The organism is Caldibacillus thermoamylovorans (assembly GCF_000751775.1).
Classification (GTDB): Bacteria; Bacillota; Bacilli; order Bacillales; family Caldibacillaceae; genus Caldifermentibacillus; species Caldifermentibacillus hisashii.
In genome coordinates this window covers 15,964-32,346 of record NZ_CCRF01000010.1, presented here as the reverse complement: position 1 = coordinate 32,346, position 16,383 = coordinate 15,964, and the positions used below count along the sequence as shown (strand labels likewise).

Below are 16,383 nucleotides of genomic sequence, written 5' to 3'. Positions count from 1 at the left end.
ATCATTCTTATCTGCCCCTCTAACAGCCTTAATACGAACTTTAACATTTATATTGTCTCTTGCATCTCTTAAAAAAATGTATGACCGGTCATTAATTTAATTTTAGTACCTATATTTCTCTGGGGCAAGGAATATTTTTAGTTTTGGACATTTACAAATTTATCGCCCTATATAAAAAAATTTTTTTATTCTGACATATAACCAATAGCTTCCCTCTTAAATAATTCGGACTTCGTTAACTCGATGAAAACAGACGGAAAGACAGTAGATGATGAACAAGGCAACCTACCTTAAGACCTTGAAAATGAAAGTATAAGACTTACTGTTAAAAGTTAAATTAATAAATGTCATTTAACTCTTGAATGATTTGTTATTGTTTTCGAAATATCACCATCCCGATTAACATAGGAATGATCATAAGTAGACCACAGATGAGCGTTGGGAATGGCAATTTTGATGCAAAAATCGCTCCGAGCTCCCCTAAAAAACCGCCAATAATAAAGGGTATGGCCGTTTTCCCCTTATCAGCCCCCTCTTTTGCATAGAACCAAGCATCCCAAACGGTATAAACATAAAATCCCGGATAAAATAGCATAGCATCATAAATGACTGTAGCCAATGCTTCTTGGTGAAAACCGTTAAAATCCAGCTGAATAGAACGATTTATTTTCCCCAACATATTATCAAAATGTTCTACTACTAAAAGAAAAATACCCTTTTTAATTTGACCATTATATATTTGTCCAAACCCCGGCATAAGGATTGAAAATAAAGCGGATACAGCTCTCATAAATATTCGATCCTTTCCAATTATTTCTGTTCGTATTACTTATTTTTATAATAAACCGGAATTTTTAGTCATACTGATGGCTTATTCTTTTACATGAATGAATGCAAAATAGAAAACTATCGAGGATCGACTTTTTATTGACAACAAATGCTCCGCGCCAAAAACCCTGCCAAGTAGCAGGGTTAAATCAATTCGTTTAAAAAATATCCAGTTCATTTTGCTCTATTCAACAGGGCCTTCCATCATATCAATCATTCAACTGCCTCATCTTTGGCTTCATATCAATTCATCCAACAATATCACTTCACCACTGGCTGCGTTTACTCCATATTGACAATCTATTTTCCCACATAAAACATATTGTTTTTGATCAAAATCATAGATATAAACAGGCTTTAACTCAAACCATTCTTTGATTTTTTCAAAAGCTTCCTCTTTCGTGACCGTTACTTCATCAGGTGCCTGAAATTGATCGAAAATTCGCAACATCATTTCGTTATCCAAGTAATTGACGGCTTGAAAACGATTTGCGTCAATGATGATTTCTAATTTTCTTTGAAATACACCGTCGTCCCGGTAGTTAGCCCTAACTGTTGCATGAATATATCCTTTATTGCGTTTAAGTGTTTTAAGCAGCCATTTTCCCGTATCATTCGGGTAAACCTGACGTAAAAAGTCCTTTACAGACTGTACACATCTATCTTGTTCTTCCTTTGTAATTGGGAATGAATCAGGACTTGGCTCATTTGAAAATGCTTGCTCTGCTGTTATATCCTCAAACCAACGTATTTCTTTTCTTTCAAACGGTTCATTCATTGGTTCATCCCAAACGATAATTTCATCGATCCTTACATAGGGGGAATCATCCAGTTCATATGGTATAGTTGATCTGCCGTCATTCGTAACAAAGATTTCTTCCACTCCATAAACAGGGATTATTTTTTTCTGTTCGTCGGAAGGATATTCAATCAGCTTCAATTGTTCTTTTGCCAAATGTTCGATTTTTTCAAGGGAAAGGTGATAAGTCTCTTCAATGACCATATTTTTGGAAGGAAATGGTCCCGTAACAGAGAACAAGGTTAGTTTTCCATCCTGATCCAGATTAACCTCAATAAATGCACCTGGTGAAACAGCAATACCATCAATGCATCCTTCAAAATAAAATTCCCTTTCTTGTTGCCTTCGTAATTGAAATTGTTTCCCGTATATCAATCCTGTCTCCTCTTCAATCCATTTGATGATGTCATTGAAATCCATATTGGGAAAAGCAATTCCGTCTTTTGCATAGGTCTTTCCCATGACAAAAATAGTTCTCTCAAACTTGCCTGCATGCAAATTAAATTCAATGACTGCTGTTCCCTCCGGATTAGAGTCGTCATCCGGTTTGGCTACATGTTTCGGAAACCACTCCATATAAAATGTATAGATTGTTTCATTAAAAATATTGACGTTACGAAAAAAGCCATGTGTTTCTAAGTAGTAATCACCTAACCCAAATTTCGTCTTTGCAGAGTCAATCAATTTTTGTATTCTTTCATCCATTTACCTGTCCCCTCTCTAGCATCTGACTTATCAGTGATTCCTATGTACCCTTATTTATCCCATCTTAGCAGCTAGACCCTCATTGGTGGAACTTTTACTTTATGTTTCGTTAAGTCGATTATACGCTGATTTCTACTTCCACGAAATGGTAAAGTTAAATCCCTTTCTGCCAGAATAAACGGTCCATCAACAAGAACATCGCAATAACCGAGTAATTCATGTATATAAGGGTCACGCGATGCGAGGAGTTGTTTGAATGTAAAGCCTGTATAGATCCATATATTTTTTCCTAATTCCTTTAATCGTTTCGCCACTTTGCACACTTCTTCCACCTGAAAAAAGGGTTCCCCGCCGGATAAGGTTACATCGGTCAGTGGATTACTGGCCACTTCCTCAACTACTTCTTCAACTGACATCTCTGTTCCATTATTGATATTCCAACTTCTCGGATTATGGCATCCCTTGCAGAAGTGCGGGCAGCCTGCAAAAAAGATAACTGTCCGTAAACCTTCACCGTCAACAACGGAATCATGGATAATATTCATGACTTTCATTGATGTTTAACCCTTTCGCTTTCTTCTGCCCGTTTAGCTGAATTCCATCTTTTCATATCGCCAACTAAGTAACCGGTTATTCGTCTAATCCGCCCAATCTTATTTTCATCCGAATTATGGCAAATCGGACATTCGTTATCAATGATTCCCGAATAACCGCAGACGCCGCACTGGTCAACCGGATGATTAATGGCACCATAGCCAATATCATATTGTGCCATGGCTTTTACTAATCGATCTAATGCATGAATATTTTTGGATACATCTCCATCACACTCAATATAAGTAATATGGCCACCATTACATAGTTTATGAAAGGAGCCTTCAATTTTTATTTTATCAATCGCCTTGATTTTATAGTAAACAGGGATATGGAATGAATTCGTATAATAGGATCGGTCCGTCACTCCGGGAATTTTCCCAAACTCCTTTTGATCATTCCGGGTAAATTTCCCTGATAACCCTTCTGCCGGGGTGGCAATTAAGGAGAAATTTAAATTGTATTTTTCACTTGCTTCGTCTACTTTTGCCCGCATATGCTGAACAATGCGATACCCTAATTGATAGGATTCCTTTGATTCACCATGATGTTTGCCCGTTAATGCAACCAGTGCTTCAGCCAATCCAATGAAACCGACACTTAATGTTCCATGCTTTAATACTTCTCCTACTTCATCGTCAGGTTTTAAGTTTTCGCTATCCTTCCAAATATGCTGACCATATAAAAAAGGGAAATGCTTTGCCTGCTTTTTTGCCTGAAAATCAAACCGCTCTAACAGTTGTTTAATTACGAGATTGATATAGTGATCCAATATGTTAAAATAATCACATTCATCTTTAGCAATCAGCGCAATTTTTACAAGATTAATAGACGTAAAAGATAAATTTCCGCGACGAATACTATTTTCATCACCATGACGATTTGCCATCACTCGGGTACGGCAACCCATATAGGCAATTTCCGATTCCGGGGTTCCGTCATAGTATGGGCAATTGAACGTAGAATCTATAAAACTAAAGTTTGGAAATAAACGTTTTGCTGTCGTTTCAAGCGCTAGTTGATATAAATCATAGTTTGGTTCTCCGGGCTCGAAATTGATCCCTTTTTTCATTTTAAAAATTTGAATCGGAAAAATTGGTGTCTCCCCCTTGCCGAGTCCGGCTTTCGTTGCCAACAACATATTTTTTACGAGCAATCGCCCGGCTTTGGACGTATCGGTACCGTAATTAATAGATACAAACGGAACTTGCCCGCCTCCGCGAGAATGCATTGAATTACAATTATGGATGAAAGCTTCACACGCTTGGTACACATCTCGGTTGGTTTCTTTCCAGGCTAATGCTTCAAGCTCTTCTTCTGTATAGCAGGTGGAATAACTTTTCAAACGGTTGATATTTTTTTGAAATGTTTTATCTATGTAAGGCGCAAGGTCATAATCAAACATCGGATAACTTTGCCCGCCATGCTGCATGTTTTGATTTGATTGAAAAATAATCGCCGCTAATGCCATGGCACTGCTAATATCATTCGGTTCGCGCATAAAACCATGACCGGTATTAAATCCACCCTTTAATACCTCACCCAGCGGAATCTGACAACAGGTCGTCGTACCCGTCACCATAAAGTCAAGATCATGAGGATAAATAAAATTGTCATCAATCGCCTTTGTTATTTCTTCACTGAGCATCATTTGTTTTGCATAAAACTTACTGACCTCAGATGAGATTTTTGACATTTGTCCCATCGGTGAAGAACCGTCCATATTTGCATTTTCTTGAATAAGATCATGATTGCGCGAAAAAACAATCTCATTTAACGAATGTAAAGGAAAATCGCAAATAGCTTCTTGTTTGTTTCTTGTACTCATTTTCCATGCTCTCCTGTCTATCGCTAGTTTTGGGTAAATAAAAAACCGTTCACGCTCAAGTTACGGCAGGTCTCCTGGCTTGTGTTTCTTCCTCCTAAAGCCCTTCCCATATCACTCCGAAAGATGAGCGATACAGTGGATTGCTTATTCGTCCACACGAACAGTTGCGGGGGCAGCTCCAGATTCGAACTGGATTCCCTTTTCAGACAGATGCTGTCACCATAACTCAAATCACTATATTTAGTATTATATAAACGGTTCATTAACTACATCTAGTATCCTACCATACTGAGTTTTTGATTTCAATGAAAAATTTGGGTGTAAGGGTAATTTATGCCCAACCACAAATAGTACAGTTTCTCAGCAAATAGAAAAAACCTCCGAAATCTCGGAGGTCTAACTTACAAATTGAAAGATAAAATTTAAAAGAAATAAACCGGCTATTATATAAAGCGTCACTGAAACTCGTTTTGCTTTCCCTGTGGTTAATTTCAAAATCGCATAAAAAATAAAGCCAATGGCAATACCATCTGCAATACTGTATGTGAAAGGAATCATGATCATAATAAAAATTGCCGGAAAAGACTCCGTTAAATCATGAAGGTCTAAGTTACGAATATTTTGCACCATTAGACCACCAATGATAATTAATACAGGTGCAATCGCATTGGAAGGAATCATATTCATATATGGAATGAAAAAAATTACTCCTAAAAATAAAAAACCGGTCGTAATCGCAGTTAAACCTGTCCGTCCACCTGCTGCAATAGCTGCAGTAGATTCAGCAGTCGCTACAGTTGGACTTGAGCCAAAGATTCCAGACAACATTACTGAAATACCATTTGCCTGAAATGCCTTTTTAAATTTTTCCGGGTGTTTTGCCAGTTTCATATGTCCGGAAATCAAGCCGATATTTTCAAAAACGACAACCATCGTTACAGAAAATACGGCAATTAGAAACGGAAAAGATGCCCAATGCTCTAAAGAAAATGATCCAAACACTTCACTATAACCTTCTAATGATAATGAATCATTAGTCCCTGAAGGCAAAATACCAAATAAGAACGCGGTGCCTGTTCCAATAAGGATTGTCCATAAAAAGTTCCCTTTTACATTGCGAATAAATAAAATTAACGCAATGATTAACGTTAAGATCGTAGCAATAACATTGGGATCACTCAAGTTTCCTAAAGAAATAATTGACAGGTCTCCACGTTCAACTAAATGACCTTTTTCCAGTCCAATAAGCATGAGGAAAAGACCGATTCCGATATTAATTGCTTCCTTCAATATTCCAGGAATTCCGTTACTAATAATCGTCGTTAAGGAAGTGAATGAAATCAGTGCAAAAATGAGTCCAGAGATGACTGTTACGCCGAGAGCTTCCTGCCAACTTAGCCCCATGGATTGGACAAGTGTATAGGTAAACATGGCATTAATCCCCATGCCCGGAACGACTAATATCGGTGCATTAGCCCAAATCCCCATCAGTAAACATCCGACAAATGAGGTCAGGATCGTACCCAACATTGCCCCTTCCAGTGGGATACCAGCCTCAGATAAAATGAGCGAATTCACAGCAATAATATAAACAATGGTAAAAAAACCGGTTAATCCTGCTGCTAATTCCTGCTTAACAGTCGTATCATGTTGTTTTAATTGAAACATTTTACTCCTTCTATTCAGTTTTCCCTCGCCCGACCCGCTCTCTTTCAAGAGCCACATATTTTATATTTTATTTTAAAAAAACAATTTGTCAATGGAATGGAATTTTATAATCAATGGAATCTTTGGTGTAATTTTACAACTGATCTTTCATTTGCGTTAAAAAATAAGGTCCAGACCTCTTTTAAGGAATACCATTTTTGAATTTGACTCATTCTCATGCAGTTAGTCTTATATTTGAACACCCTACATATCTCTTGAATTTGCTTTCTTCTTTAAATGAGATTGAACAAATCATTTCATATCGATTATAAGGGGTAGCGTTCTTAGTCAGCCATTGCTTTTCCTTACATATTCATTCCATTTCTTACAAAAAAGTAAGGTATATCTTTTTTGATTTAAAAATACTGATTTGTACCTATACTAGTGGAGCTTTTTCCTTTCACCTGCTTTAACGTCGCAACAATCAGAAAGCTGACAATTACTAATAACAGCCATGAGCTGATTTTTCCCAGGTGAACGAGACTCCAAGCATCTGTTTGGTCTGGATATTGCCAAGCGCCAAAGAACGTGGCAATATTCTCAGCAATCCAAATGAAAAATCCGATGAGTATAAAAGAAAGTGTGAGTGGCATACGGTAGCGGGTTCCGTTCACTTGAAACATAACCCATGACCGCCAAAAGACGATTAGGACAAGCCCGGACAGCCACCACCGAACATCAACCCAATAATGTTGGGTAAAAAAATTTAAATAAATCGCAGCAGCAAGAGGGACAACGACCGAAAACGGCGGCCACTTAATCAGTTCAACCTTCAATCTCCGCCACGCTTGACAAAGATAACTTTGCTACACTGGCATACATGAATCCGCTATACAATGGTACGCCAAAAATTTTGACATAGCCCTCCTCTGGATAAGACCACGAGCCCATATGTACCTTGAAAATCTCCAGCGCAAGTCCAATCAAGTGGAACATGGTAATTACCTTTAGTTCATCCTTTGTTTCGAGTCCGGAATGTACCATCCACCATTGCATGAGGAGGCAGATAATCAGCAACCAGTCATACCGTGGTAAAAACGGTAAGGGCAGCATTTGGGTAATCGCTAAAGAGGAAAAAATGACAACAGGAAATATACAGGATAGGGCTTGTTCCCAACCAAAATGAATCAATTGTTTTAGGGCTCTCATCACCGGTGCCTCCTTTGGCTGTTTCCGAACAATCGTAAGTCTATATTGAAAATGGTGTAAATAACTGTAAGTCTAGTGGCTAGTCAAATTCTTGTTTCTGCTTAGGTTTTTCGTTTTCTATTCCTTCTTCATTCATTTTGAGTGTCTTCATCACTTCGGTATTCGAGAATATCCCCGGGCTGACAATCTAAAGCCTTACAAATCGCCTCTAAAGTTGAAAACCGAATCGCCTTTGCTTTTCCATTTTTTAAAATAGAGAGATTTGCCATCGTTATTCCAACCCGCTCTGAAAGTTCTGTAACACTCATTTTCCTCTTCGCCAGCATCACATCAATATTTACAATAATCGCCATTGTTTTCACCCCTAGACCGTTAAATCATTTTCTGTTTTTATATCAATCGCTTCTTGTAAAAGTCTTTGGAGAACCGCTGCAAAGACAGTAATCACCATTGCAGCAAAAATAATGACCATATCAATGAGTATCAGACCCGGCGCATCATCTAATTCTGCTAAAAGATAAACGAATGGCAAGACAACCACATACAAACCACTGATTATCATGGCACAAAATTTAATATTCTTGAGCGATCTTACCGATAATTCAGAGAAAGCTTGATTCTTGTCAATATGACCTAAAAGTTTTAAAGCCTGATACAAAGCAATGAAAAACGGTATAACGGATACATATATGCCGGTAATAATCGGATATAGGATATGGTTGTAATCCGGATTTACCGGATGATTTGGTAACCAAGACAAGCCAAATATACACAAAGTAAGAACCGGAACTCCAATAAGAATAACCGCTATCTTTAAAAAGAGTGTTGATCCTCGATCATTTAAAACACCTCACATATTTATGATCGAATTTGATTTTAGCATGATATTTATTGTTTTTCAATAAATATTTATTAATTTTCATTGTATTTTTATTGAAAATCACATTATCACCAAAAATAAAAAGCATTCCTTATGAAAAAATGAAAATCCGCATGTTTGTTGTTTTTTTTCATACAATTTTTTAGAGGTGATCAGAGTGCCAAGAGTACAGTATACAAGCAGTGATGTGGATTTAGTGGCAAGGATGATGAGGGCGGAAGCAGAGGGAGAAGGTCGACTCGGGATGTTGATGGTTGGTAATGTTATTGTCAATCGGTTAAAAGCAAACTGTTTAGATTTCCGAGGTTTGCGAACAATCCGACAAGTAATTTTTCAAGTGCAGGGTGGAAATTATTCTTTTGAAGCCGTTCAAAAAGGAAATGTATTTTATAATCCGGCAAGAAGTGTAGAAAGGAGATTAGCCAAACTAACCTTAGACTATTGGCGAGAACATCCTTCCAAATATGCCCTTTGGTATTTTAATCCCTATGCCCCATGTCCACCTACGTGGTATAATCAGCCATTTACGGGACAATATAAACAACATTGTTATTACGAACCACAAGCAAACACTTGTGAAGGTGCATATATTTGGTAATTCATACGTTGTGATTTTATCATTCCGTAAAATCATTCCGACAATTTGCAGACAAAACGGTTACAAAAATAAAAGGAACTGTCCTCGAGGAGGGGTTCCTTGTTTTCTAAAAATGTCATTAGATTAGTTTTATATTGTTGGTTTTCCCGGTTGTCTTGGGAATACAAAATAGGAAAGGGAAATAAGTAAATCAATGATTAAAACAAGCGACCAAATCGCCAGTACTTGAATAAGCGCCTTTGTCCGTTCATAGTCATTAATAAAATAGTAAATAATTCCAATTAAACTTGCCCCAATTAAGTACGAAAGAAGATGACGCCCCCAGCTTTTCAAATTCTGTTTGGCAAATTGTAATCCATATAATTTAACCGGTTTTGGTCCGGTTTTTGTGATATAGTACTGAAAATGCTCATCAGCCCAACGAATCATGCTTTTTCCAAATCCAACAGAAATACCAATATAGATAGCTGCGAGTGCATGAGCTTTTGTTGCCGGCGTCCCGCTATAAAGGTCGAAAGTTGCAGCAATTAACAAGATCAGGTCTACAACAGGTGTTAGTGCCAAAAAGATGAAACCCAGCTTCTCCTTCTTCAATAAATAACGGAAACTCAACCCAAGTAAAATAAAAACCCAAAAGCCGATTTCACAAGCAATTATTAACCAAATTATCCAATTCATTTCCATCACCTTTTTTACAAAATAAGAATAAAAATACAGGGGAAAAATTTTGAAATCGATTTTTCCCAAGCACTGGGCACGAGCATTTTTTAATACAGATGTGCTAAATAAATCATAACAAACATTTTTATTTAATACAAGTGTATTATTTAAATTTTTATGGTAAACTGATAGTATGCCAAAAATTGTTGATCATGATAATAGAAAAAAAGCAATTGCTGAAGCGACTTGGCAAGTTATTTTAGAGCAAGGAATGAAAGGGGCGACAGTACGAAATATTGCAAGGAAAGCGGGGCTATCATTAGGCGCTCTCAGACACTATTTCTCCACCCAGGAAGAATTGTTAATTTACGCAATGGATTTGGTGAAAGAGAGAGTGTCTGAACGGGTTGAAAAAATTGCTTTAAAAAACTTGCCGCCAAAGGAAATGGTTTTACAAATGCTCTTGGAAATTGTTCCGACAAATGAAACGACAAGAGCTGAAATGGAGGTTTGGCTTGAATTTGTATTATTTTTCCGCAATAAAGGAAACAGGGAAAGCCAAAATGATGGGATTTTGGAGGGGATTCAAAAGCTGTTGGATTCACTGGATCGGGCGCAATTTCTAAAAAAAGAGATCGACAAAGATTTGGAAACGGAGAGATTGTGTGCATTAATTGACGGATTGGCTATTCACGCCATCTTGAACCCAACAAGACTGACAAAAGAGCGGATTATCTCGATATTGGCTCATCATATCGACGAAATTTGTCATTTTCCCTTTTGAAAGGAAAAAGAAGATTACCTTTAGGACGGTTCTTACTATGCCGACTAAGTGAAAATGAACGGGGAAATTTGTGTCAAAAAGCAATTTGAACAAATTTCCAAACTCCATTTTAAAAATTAAAGGAGTGTTTTCGTCATGATATTGTTTGTTTGTTCTTCATCACCATATAAAAAGAATGTGCACCGGATTGTACAAACTCCATTTTTTCAAAGAACCAATTTCATTCTAATTTTTTCCCATACGCCTAGCCAAATTTTCTTTTTATTATTTTCCAACGCAATTTCAAAAGCTTTATTGAGTAGAACTTTACCAAGGCCAAACTTTTGGAATTTCTCCTTTACATAAATCCGCTCCACTTTAAGCAAGTCACCGCCCATTTCTTCTGACTGAGCATCCCCCATATTCACTTTCAAATATCCCGCCAATTTATTAGTGAAATAAACAAAAAAGAATTGTGAGAAAGGGTTATTTAGTTCCTTTTCTAATTGTTTTAAGTTAAACTCCCTTTCCAAGTAGGCTCCGATATTCTCCGGTTTATTTTGCTCCCTGAATGTTTCACATTAAATGTTTCATATCTAATTCCTTGAAGTTTCTGAACATCATCCGGTGTACACTTTTTTATCTTTATTGAATTGTGAATCCGCTCCTTATTCCATTAATAATTACGTTTATTCCCATTTTCTACATAATCCCAGTCTTTTTCTACATTTTTTCTTACTCTTTGAAGAAGGTGTAAAATGGTTTCCGCTTCTGCTTCAAAAAATCCGCTTAATGCCACACAATTGGAATAATCATTTTCTCGTTTGATAAAAGGATACACCTTTTTTCCTTTTCAGTTGGAAATATACTTTATTTTTTTGTTATGCGCATCTTCTTTCTTTTCAATGAAACCATTCATTTTCAGTTTTTTTATAGCAGGAGCTACTGTTGTTCGATCAACTTTTATCATTTCAGCTAACTTCTCTTGAATAATTCCCAGGTTTTCGTATATTCGCGCACCAAATACAAATACTGACCCTTTGTAAGGTCAAATTCCTTAAATTCAATATTACTGATCGAACCTAAGGCTCTCGCTATCATGCCAATTTCACGTAAAATTTCTTTCATCATAAACACCCTCGTATTTTTGTTGCAAATGCAACAAAAAAATCAACTGATATTCAGGTCGATTATCGTGAAATAATTTTACTATGAAATAGGGATTTTCATTTTAACTCTTGGTACAATTCAATCCGACCTTTGTACTTCACCTATTGACACACCTTTTAGTAGGACTTTCGATAAACGTGAGGCTAAGGTTGGAAGGTGGGAAGTTATCATTGCATGTATAATGATTGGTTGTAATGCACTTTTAGGGAAGCAGCGGTCGGAAGTTTTGGGATTAGTAACATCCTTTATAACGAGTATAGGAATTGATCTCTGGCTTTTTTTATTGGACAATTTGGGGTATTCGCACTTTTGTGGGGTGGTATAACTTAGATAGTTTATTAGAAGGGGGCTTGACATGGGGCCTCGGCGGGCATGGTTCTCCTGCCGAGAAGCCAGATGTCACAACATCGACACCGCCAAACAAGGCTACCATACCCGCTACTCCATATAAAGCTCCCAAAACCTATAAACCCATTGTTAAGTGCTATGAACCACAATTTTGTTACACCGGGACAATGGTACATCAAAATGGCTTGTTTTGGCGTTGGTCTTGTCATTATCGGCTTAGGGACTGCAATCTATTGACAGACAAATTTCGCACCGATTCCAATTGACCGATTAACATTAATCATCCAAGAATTAACAAGAACAGATTTATTTCAAGAACGTTCATTTACCTTGTGTTCTTAATCTTGGCAATCATCTTCAATGGCCCTATTGGTGTTATTAACCGTTTGTTTGGGAGGGTTCATCCTTAATTTCTTTATGCCAATCACGAAAAATGTAATGAATCTCATATTCGTAAGTCTAGTGCACAGGTTAATTATACAAAAAATAAAAATTATTCATAATAGTTCATTATTATTTTTCTGTAAGCAACTGAAAAAACATGGAGTTGTCCCAAAACAAAAGAACGGGATACCTAAGCTCCAAATCTGCCAGAAACTTACTTATTGTTAGAAAATTAGTCTCTAGTTTTTTATTAATCTCAACTTTTGTTGTACTTCCAAGTTCTTTTCTTTCTCAATTATTGTATATCTCTTTCCACCCATGTTGTATATTCTTTATAGTTTATTTTGTTTGGGTTTTGATTGACTGACTCCTTCAATTTCGATTTTACCCGCCTTGAAAAACCAATAATTATACCTAAAAATTTATAAAAAATAGTAAAATACTATTTTCTTTTATAATTATTATATGTTATTATATTTATAAGATTATAATTTTTTAGTACAGGAGGGAGTAATAATGAAAAAATTATCACTATTTATCTTTTCATCAATTTTTGCTCTCATTATATTGGGAACAAGTGTGGAAGCCGCAGAAATAAACGTAGACAAAATGAAACCTACAGAAGCTCCTAACATCTTTTATGATAAAGAAATCGGAGGTTATTATGATGTAAATTCAGGTGGTTACATTGAAGTGTTTGAAGTCAAAGGTGGAGAAGTTATTGGAAAAGTTGATATGGAAGATTACGTTAAAAGACAAGCGTCAATACCCAACCTCAAAAAGGTAGATAGTACCTTCCAAGAGAATAAAGTTGAGAAAAGTCCTATTGTAATTGCCGCTCCAACTGTTTGGTACCGTTATACAGAATCTAGCAATCATAACGGAATACAATATGGCTCCCGGGCTAGTATTATACAAAAAAATCCAGGGCCTGGTAATGATACATTTACTATATCTTATAGTTATACACAAGGCCATTCATTTAGTGTTTCACTAAACACTCCTGAAAAATCAGCTATTAAAGGTAGCGTTGGATATACATGGCAAGATTCTGCAAGTATAACTGGCAGTCATTCAATGACTATCCCAGCTGGTTACCAAGGTTATTGGAGATTTGATCCAAGAGTACGTATTTCAAATGGGATAGTTAGACAATATACTCATGGAGTAAATACAGGTTCAAAAAATGTAAAAGTCATTTATCCTGTGAAAGTAGGTAAATTTTTGGATGGCGAATTAGTAGCTGTTAAAATCCCGCTTTAAATTTATTTAATGAGGAAATTTTTAATCGAGTAGGTGACTAGCCATTGGTTGGCTAGTCGACCTCTCACAGCACCCTGCGTACGGGACCCGTACAGGGCGGTTTAACCTTTTAAGTATCTAGTTGATACAATCTAGCTCTTTCAGTTCCATGTTTACATCCCTGCAAGCTCTTATGTACTTCTTCAGTTTCCAACTTATGCATCCATAAGCAGCCATCTTTTGGTTGATACCACAATGTTTCCTGTTTTAGTTGGCGATATCCACTCCCCCTTATTTTTCCAAGATTTAAGGTTGTTCGATTCTTCGTTTCCTGTATAGGGAACTACTATATCCTCTGCTGATATCTCATGATAAATCTTTTTCAACCGAACAGTTACTCGTCCATGAGACCTCCCCGGGTAAGAGTGATAACCTTATTCACATGTAACTGCATTTACTGTATGGGGGGCGTACAGTATCGGACTTTATCTTGTATTGCAGATTCGTCCGTCACAATTAGCCTTATATGTAGTTTTTGTTGGTCAGTTCGAGAATTTGCGTCCAGCTTCCTTCAGATTCCACATTGCAATGAACAACCCTTGCCATTCGCTAACAATTCCTACTGCCAAGCCTGAAATGGACTTTCACCACCAAGTTATCAGTCATGCCAGCTCACAACTTCAATCAGTGGGATTTCTTCATCCCACTGATTATAAAAGAACACCTGGTAAATTACACCACACTTTTGTGGCAACGCTTATAAGATTTCGAACCATTAATTGACGGATTGGCTATTCACGCCATCTTGAACCCGGAAAGATTGACAAAAGAGCGAATTATCTCGATATTGGAACATCATATCGACGAAATTTGTCATTTTTAATTATGTTCATAGGAAAACGGGCAATAGAATTGGAATTCAATTCAACGTCGAGAGATTCCCATATGCCACCATATGCCACATCGCTTTAATTAACGGCAAGACAATGAGTGGCAATGGGTTTTCCGTGTTCATTTGCAACAATTACGGGATGATTTTGGCTAGATGATAATTTCTTATCCTGTAAGACTTTAATTAATTAAAAAAATCCTTAATTCTCTTTTTACCGCCTTCCAAATCATTATTAATTAAACCAATTATTAAAAATAAGACCGCTAATATCACCGAGATTACACTCCATATTAAAAGTGGTTGTGTATGAGGAGTCAAGACATCATCTCCAACAGCGTTCATAACTAGAGAAATCAAACCGGAAGTAATATATCGTGCGGAATATAATATTGCGGCTGAAATGAAAAATCCGGCTGAAATAATAAAGTATTTCATTAAATCCCCTCCTTCCAAAGTTATACATATTATACCAAACATCAGAAATATTAAAATACCCTTTTCTTTCCCAATTATTTTATATCTTTACATTTCTACCATTTTCAATTTTCGGTACATTTAAGAGGGTCAAAAACACCCTTTTCATTCGCGGTGTCCCTCTTCTATGGTTTGATTCATTTTCAAGTATAATGATTAAAAAGTTTTATGGTTCGGGGAATATATTGGCTAAATCAATATATAAATTTTCCAGGACGTGAACATGGACCGAGTCCTCTTTTGTATAGACATTTTCTAATTCTAAAACGCCTTCTTTTAATAGATAGACTTCGACCAGTTGGTTGGCCGGATCTACAATCCAATATTCTTTCACACCCGCTTTTGAATAGGCCCATCTTTTGACCATATGATCAATTTTTGCTGAAGACGGGGAAAGAATTTCAAGTGCAAAATCGGGGGCACCAACAATTCCGTGCTTTTTTATTTTATCCGGGTCACATACAATAACCATATCAGGTATGACCCAATTCTTTACTTTTTCACTATCCCACCCTTTTTTGTCTTCAAATAAGTATACATCAACATCTCCTGCAAAAACTTTACAACACTTTCCTCGAAGGTAAGAACCAAATTCAATTGAAAGTTGCATCAATACTTCTTGATGTTTTGGTGAAACAGATGGGTCCATACTGATAATTACCCCATCTAAAACTTCACATCTTTTTCCTTCCGCCCATGTTGCATATTCTTTATAGGTTAATTTTTCTGGACTTTGATTAATTGCATCCATCAACTTTAACCCCCTTGGAAATCCATTATATTCTTTTATTATATTGTCCCATAACAGTTGAATATTGCTTTATGGAAAGTGGTCTGTTTGATGAGGCAACTAACTAGAAATAAGTATCAAAACTCTTTTACGGTCTCCAAGTTTTGCATAAAAATGTTCGATCATTTTTAGTTTGACATACTACCTCAAACTGTATATACTGTACATATACAGTAATAACGAAAGAAGTGATCTCTTTTGTGAATATTATTATTTCAAATTCCGCAAACGAACCCATCTATCTTCAAATTATCAACCAAATCAAAAGTCAAATTCTTACCGGCGACCTAAAAGAAGGCCAGGCTTTACCATCCATCAGGAGCTTGGCGAAAGAACTGGAAATCAGTGTGATTACGACAAAACGCGCTTATGACGAATTAGAGAAAGATGGATTTATAGTGACTGTTGCAGGGAAAGGTTCTTATGTCGCACCCGTCAACACAGATATTTTGAAAGAAAAGAAAATGAAAATGGTAGAACAAAAACTGAGTGAAACAATCACAGAAGCAAAGTTAATCGGGATGTCGCTGGAAGAATTGAAAAAAATTTTAGAACTTTTATACGAGGGGTGA

Annotated in this window: 15 protein-coding genes, 5 pseudogenes and 1 riboswitch; of the genes and pseudogenes, 7 read left to right on the top strand and 13 right to left on the bottom strand. The window is 36.6% G+C overall.

From position 1 onward, the window contains the following. Positions 1 to 370 precede the first annotated feature (370 nt). The 8 genes and pseudogenes from BT1A1_RS01315 to BT1A1_RS01280 all read right to left on the bottom strand — a co-directional run bounded on the left by BT1A1_RS01315 (position 371) and on the right by BT1A1_RS01280 (position 8,421). Positions 371 to 790: a hypothetical protein gene (locus BT1A1_RS01315; RefSeq protein ID WP_034767272.1), complete on the bottom strand. Its 420-nt coding sequence runs from the start codon at positions 788 to 790 to the stop codon at positions 371 to 373. A gap of 276 nt (positions 791 to 1,066) precedes the next feature. After that, positions 1,067 to 2,332 (bottom strand): hypothetical protein, encoded by a 1,266-nt coding sequence (locus BT1A1_RS01310; protein ID WP_034767270.1) that lies wholly within the window; start codon positions 2,330 to 2,332, stop codon positions 1,067 to 1,069. A 71-nt stretch (positions 2,333 to 2,403) separates the two neighbouring features. Beyond that, positions 2,404 to 2,886, bottom strand: a complete 483-nt coding sequence (gene nrdG, locus BT1A1_RS01305; RefSeq protein WP_034767268.1) for an anaerobic ribonucleoside-triphosphate reductase activating protein — start codon at positions 2,884 to 2,886, stop codon at positions 2,404 to 2,406. Next, positions 2,883 to 4,754 (bottom strand): anaerobic ribonucleoside triphosphate reductase, encoded by a 1,872-nt coding sequence (locus tag BT1A1_RS01300; protein ID WP_034767266.1) that lies wholly within the window; start codon positions 4,752 to 4,754, stop codon positions 2,883 to 2,885. The genes nrdG and BT1A1_RS01300 overlap by 4 nt, the downstream gene beginning before the upstream one ends. A gap of 46 nt (positions 4,755 to 4,800) precedes the next feature. Next, a riboswitch (cobalamin riboswitch) is annotated at positions 4,801 to 4,993 on the bottom strand. A 157-nt stretch (positions 4,994 to 5,150) separates the two neighbouring features. Further along, the gene (locus BT1A1_RS01295; RefSeq protein ID WP_034767263.1) at positions 5,151 to 6,422 is read right to left on the bottom strand and encodes an NCS2 family permease; all 1,272 of its coding nucleotides are present in this window, start codon (positions 6,420 to 6,422) and stop codon (positions 5,151 to 5,153) included. A gap of 395 nt (positions 6,423 to 6,817) precedes the next feature. Further along, positions 6,818 to 7,610: pseudogene (locus tag BT1A1_RS01290) on the bottom strand (DUF817 domain-containing protein). Between the two features lie 128 nt (positions 7,611 to 7,738). Then, positions 7,739 to 7,963 carry a helix-turn-helix domain-containing protein gene (locus tag BT1A1_RS01285; protein WP_034767260.1) on the bottom strand — a complete coding sequence of 75 codons (225 nt, stop codon included), beginning with the start codon at positions 7,961 to 7,963 and terminating at the stop codon, positions 7,739 to 7,741. 11 nt (positions 7,964 to 7,974) lie between these two features. Beyond that, complete coding sequence (locus BT1A1_RS01280; protein WP_034767258.1) at positions 7,975 to 8,421, bottom strand: DUF2975 domain-containing protein; 447 nt, start codon at positions 8,419 to 8,421, stop codon at positions 7,975 to 7,977. A gap of 226 nt (positions 8,422 to 8,647) precedes the next feature. On the opposite strand from BT1A1_RS01280, the gene BT1A1_RS01275 reads away from it, so the two are divergent. Continuing rightward, complete coding sequence (locus tag BT1A1_RS01275; protein ID WP_034767256.1) at positions 8,648 to 9,088, top strand: cell wall hydrolase; 441 nt, start codon at positions 8,648 to 8,650, stop codon at positions 9,086 to 9,088. A gap of 129 nt (positions 9,089 to 9,217) precedes the next feature. On the opposite strand, the gene BT1A1_RS01270 is transcribed toward BT1A1_RS01275, so the two are convergent. After that, positions 9,218 to 9,766, bottom strand: coding sequence for a hypothetical protein (locus BT1A1_RS01270; RefSeq protein ID WP_034767253.1), 549 nt, complete (start codon positions 9,764 to 9,766; stop codon positions 9,218 to 9,220). Positions 9,767 to 9,941: 175 nt separating this feature from the next. Between BT1A1_RS01270 and BT1A1_RS01265 the strand changes: the two genes are divergently transcribed. Next, positions 9,942 to 10,532: a TetR/AcrR family transcriptional regulator gene (locus tag BT1A1_RS01265; RefSeq protein ID WP_034767251.1), complete on the top strand. Its 591-nt coding sequence runs from the start codon at positions 9,942 to 9,944 to the stop codon at positions 10,530 to 10,532. A gap of 116 nt (positions 10,533 to 10,648) precedes the next feature. Here the strand turns inward: BT1A1_RS01265 and BT1A1_RS01260 are convergent. Together BT1A1_RS01260 and BT1A1_RS19165 are read right to left on the bottom strand one after the other, a co-directional pair. Next, positions 10,649 to 11,172 (bottom strand): annotated as a pseudogene (locus BT1A1_RS01260) (GNAT family N-acetyltransferase). A 15-nt stretch (positions 11,173 to 11,187) separates the two neighbouring features. Then, positions 11,188 to 11,639 (bottom strand): annotated as a pseudogene (locus BT1A1_RS19165) (MarR family winged helix-turn-helix transcriptional regulator). A gap of 88 nt (positions 11,640 to 11,727) precedes the next feature. On the opposite strand from BT1A1_RS19165, the pseudogene BT1A1_RS19160 reads away from it, so the two are divergent. The 4 genes and pseudogenes from BT1A1_RS19160 to BT1A1_RS19405 form a co-directional block, all read left to right on the top strand. Then, positions 11,728 to 11,976 (top strand): annotated as a pseudogene (locus BT1A1_RS19160) (YitT family protein); the annotation flags it as partial. Positions 11,977 to 12,176: 200 nt separating this feature from the next. Continuing rightward, positions 12,177 to 12,532: pseudogene (locus tag BT1A1_RS18960) on the top strand (YitT family protein); the annotation flags it as partial. Between the two features lie 397 nt (positions 12,533 to 12,929). Then, positions 12,930 to 13,676 (top strand): hypothetical protein, encoded by a 747-nt coding sequence (locus BT1A1_RS01245; RefSeq protein ID WP_034767247.1) that lies wholly within the window; start codon positions 12,930 to 12,932, stop codon positions 13,674 to 13,676. A gap of 766 nt (positions 13,677 to 14,442) precedes the next feature. Continuing rightward, positions 14,443 to 14,538 (top strand): TetR family transcriptional regulator C-terminal domain-containing protein, encoded by a 96-nt coding sequence (locus BT1A1_RS19405; protein WP_268755033.1) that lies wholly within the window; start codon positions 14,443 to 14,445, stop codon positions 14,536 to 14,538. Between the two features lie 192 nt (positions 14,539 to 14,730). On the opposite strand, the gene BT1A1_RS01240 is transcribed toward BT1A1_RS19405, so the two are convergent. After that, on the bottom strand, positions 14,731 to 14,982 hold the full coding sequence (locus tag BT1A1_RS01240; protein ID WP_034767245.1) for a hypothetical protein: 252 nt from the start codon (positions 14,980 to 14,982) through the stop codon (positions 14,731 to 14,733). A gap of 205 nt (positions 14,983 to 15,187) precedes the next feature. After that, on the bottom strand, positions 15,188 to 15,772 hold the full coding sequence (locus BT1A1_RS01235) for a Uma2 family endonuclease (RefSeq protein WP_034767242.1): 585 nt from the start codon (positions 15,770 to 15,772) through the stop codon (positions 15,188 to 15,190). Positions 15,773 to 16,011: 239 nt separating this feature from the next. On the opposite strand from BT1A1_RS01235, the gene BT1A1_RS01230 reads away from it, so the two are divergent. Further along, complete coding sequence (locus BT1A1_RS01230; protein ID WP_034767240.1) at positions 16,012 to 16,383, top strand: GntR family transcriptional regulator; 372 nt, start codon at positions 16,012 to 16,014, stop codon at positions 16,381 to 16,383.

What these genes read in the sequence shown, in the direction of transcription:
- BT1A1_RS01315 (WP_034767272.1), bottom strand. Translation starts at nt 790, where the DNA reads ATGAGAGCTGTATCCGCTTTATTTTCAATCCTTATGCCGGGGTTTGGA.
- BT1A1_RS01310 (WP_034767270.1), bottom strand. Translation starts at nt 2,332, where the DNA reads ATGGATGAAAGAATACAAAAATTGATTGACTCTGCAAAGACGAAATTT.
- nrdG (WP_034767268.1), bottom strand. Translation starts at nt 2,886, where the DNA reads ATGAAAGTCATGAATATTATCCATGATTCCGTTGTTGACGGTGAAGGT.
- BT1A1_RS01300 (WP_034767266.1), bottom strand. Translation starts at nt 4,754, where the DNA reads ATGAGTACAAGAAACAAACAAGAAGCTATTTGCGATTTTCCTTTACAT.
- BT1A1_RS01295 (WP_034767263.1), bottom strand. Translation starts at nt 6,422, where the DNA reads ATGTTTCAATTAAAACAACATGATACGACTGTTAAGCAGGAATTAGCA.
- BT1A1_RS01285 (WP_034767260.1), bottom strand. Translation starts at nt 7,963, where the DNA reads ATGGCGATTATTGTAAATATTGATGTGATGCTGGCGAAGAGGAAAATG.
- BT1A1_RS01270 (WP_034767253.1), bottom strand. Translation starts at nt 9,766, where the DNA reads ATGAATTGGATAATTTGGTTAATAATTGCTTGTGAAATCGGCTTTTGG.
- BT1A1_RS01265 (WP_034767251.1), top strand. Translation starts at nt 9,942, where the DNA reads ATGCCAAAAATTGTTGATCATGATAATAGAAAAAAAGCAATTGCTGAA.
- BT1A1_RS01245 (WP_034767247.1), top strand. Translation starts at nt 12,930, where the DNA reads ATGAAAAAATTATCACTATTTATCTTTTCATCAATTTTTGCTCTCATT.
- BT1A1_RS01240 (WP_034767245.1), bottom strand. Translation starts at nt 14,982, where the DNA reads ATGAAATACTTTATTATTTCAGCCGGATTTTTCATTTCAGCCGCAATA.
- BT1A1_RS01235 (WP_034767242.1), bottom strand. Translation starts at nt 15,772, where the DNA reads ATGGATGCAATTAATCAAAGTCCAGAAAAATTAACCTATAAAGAATAT.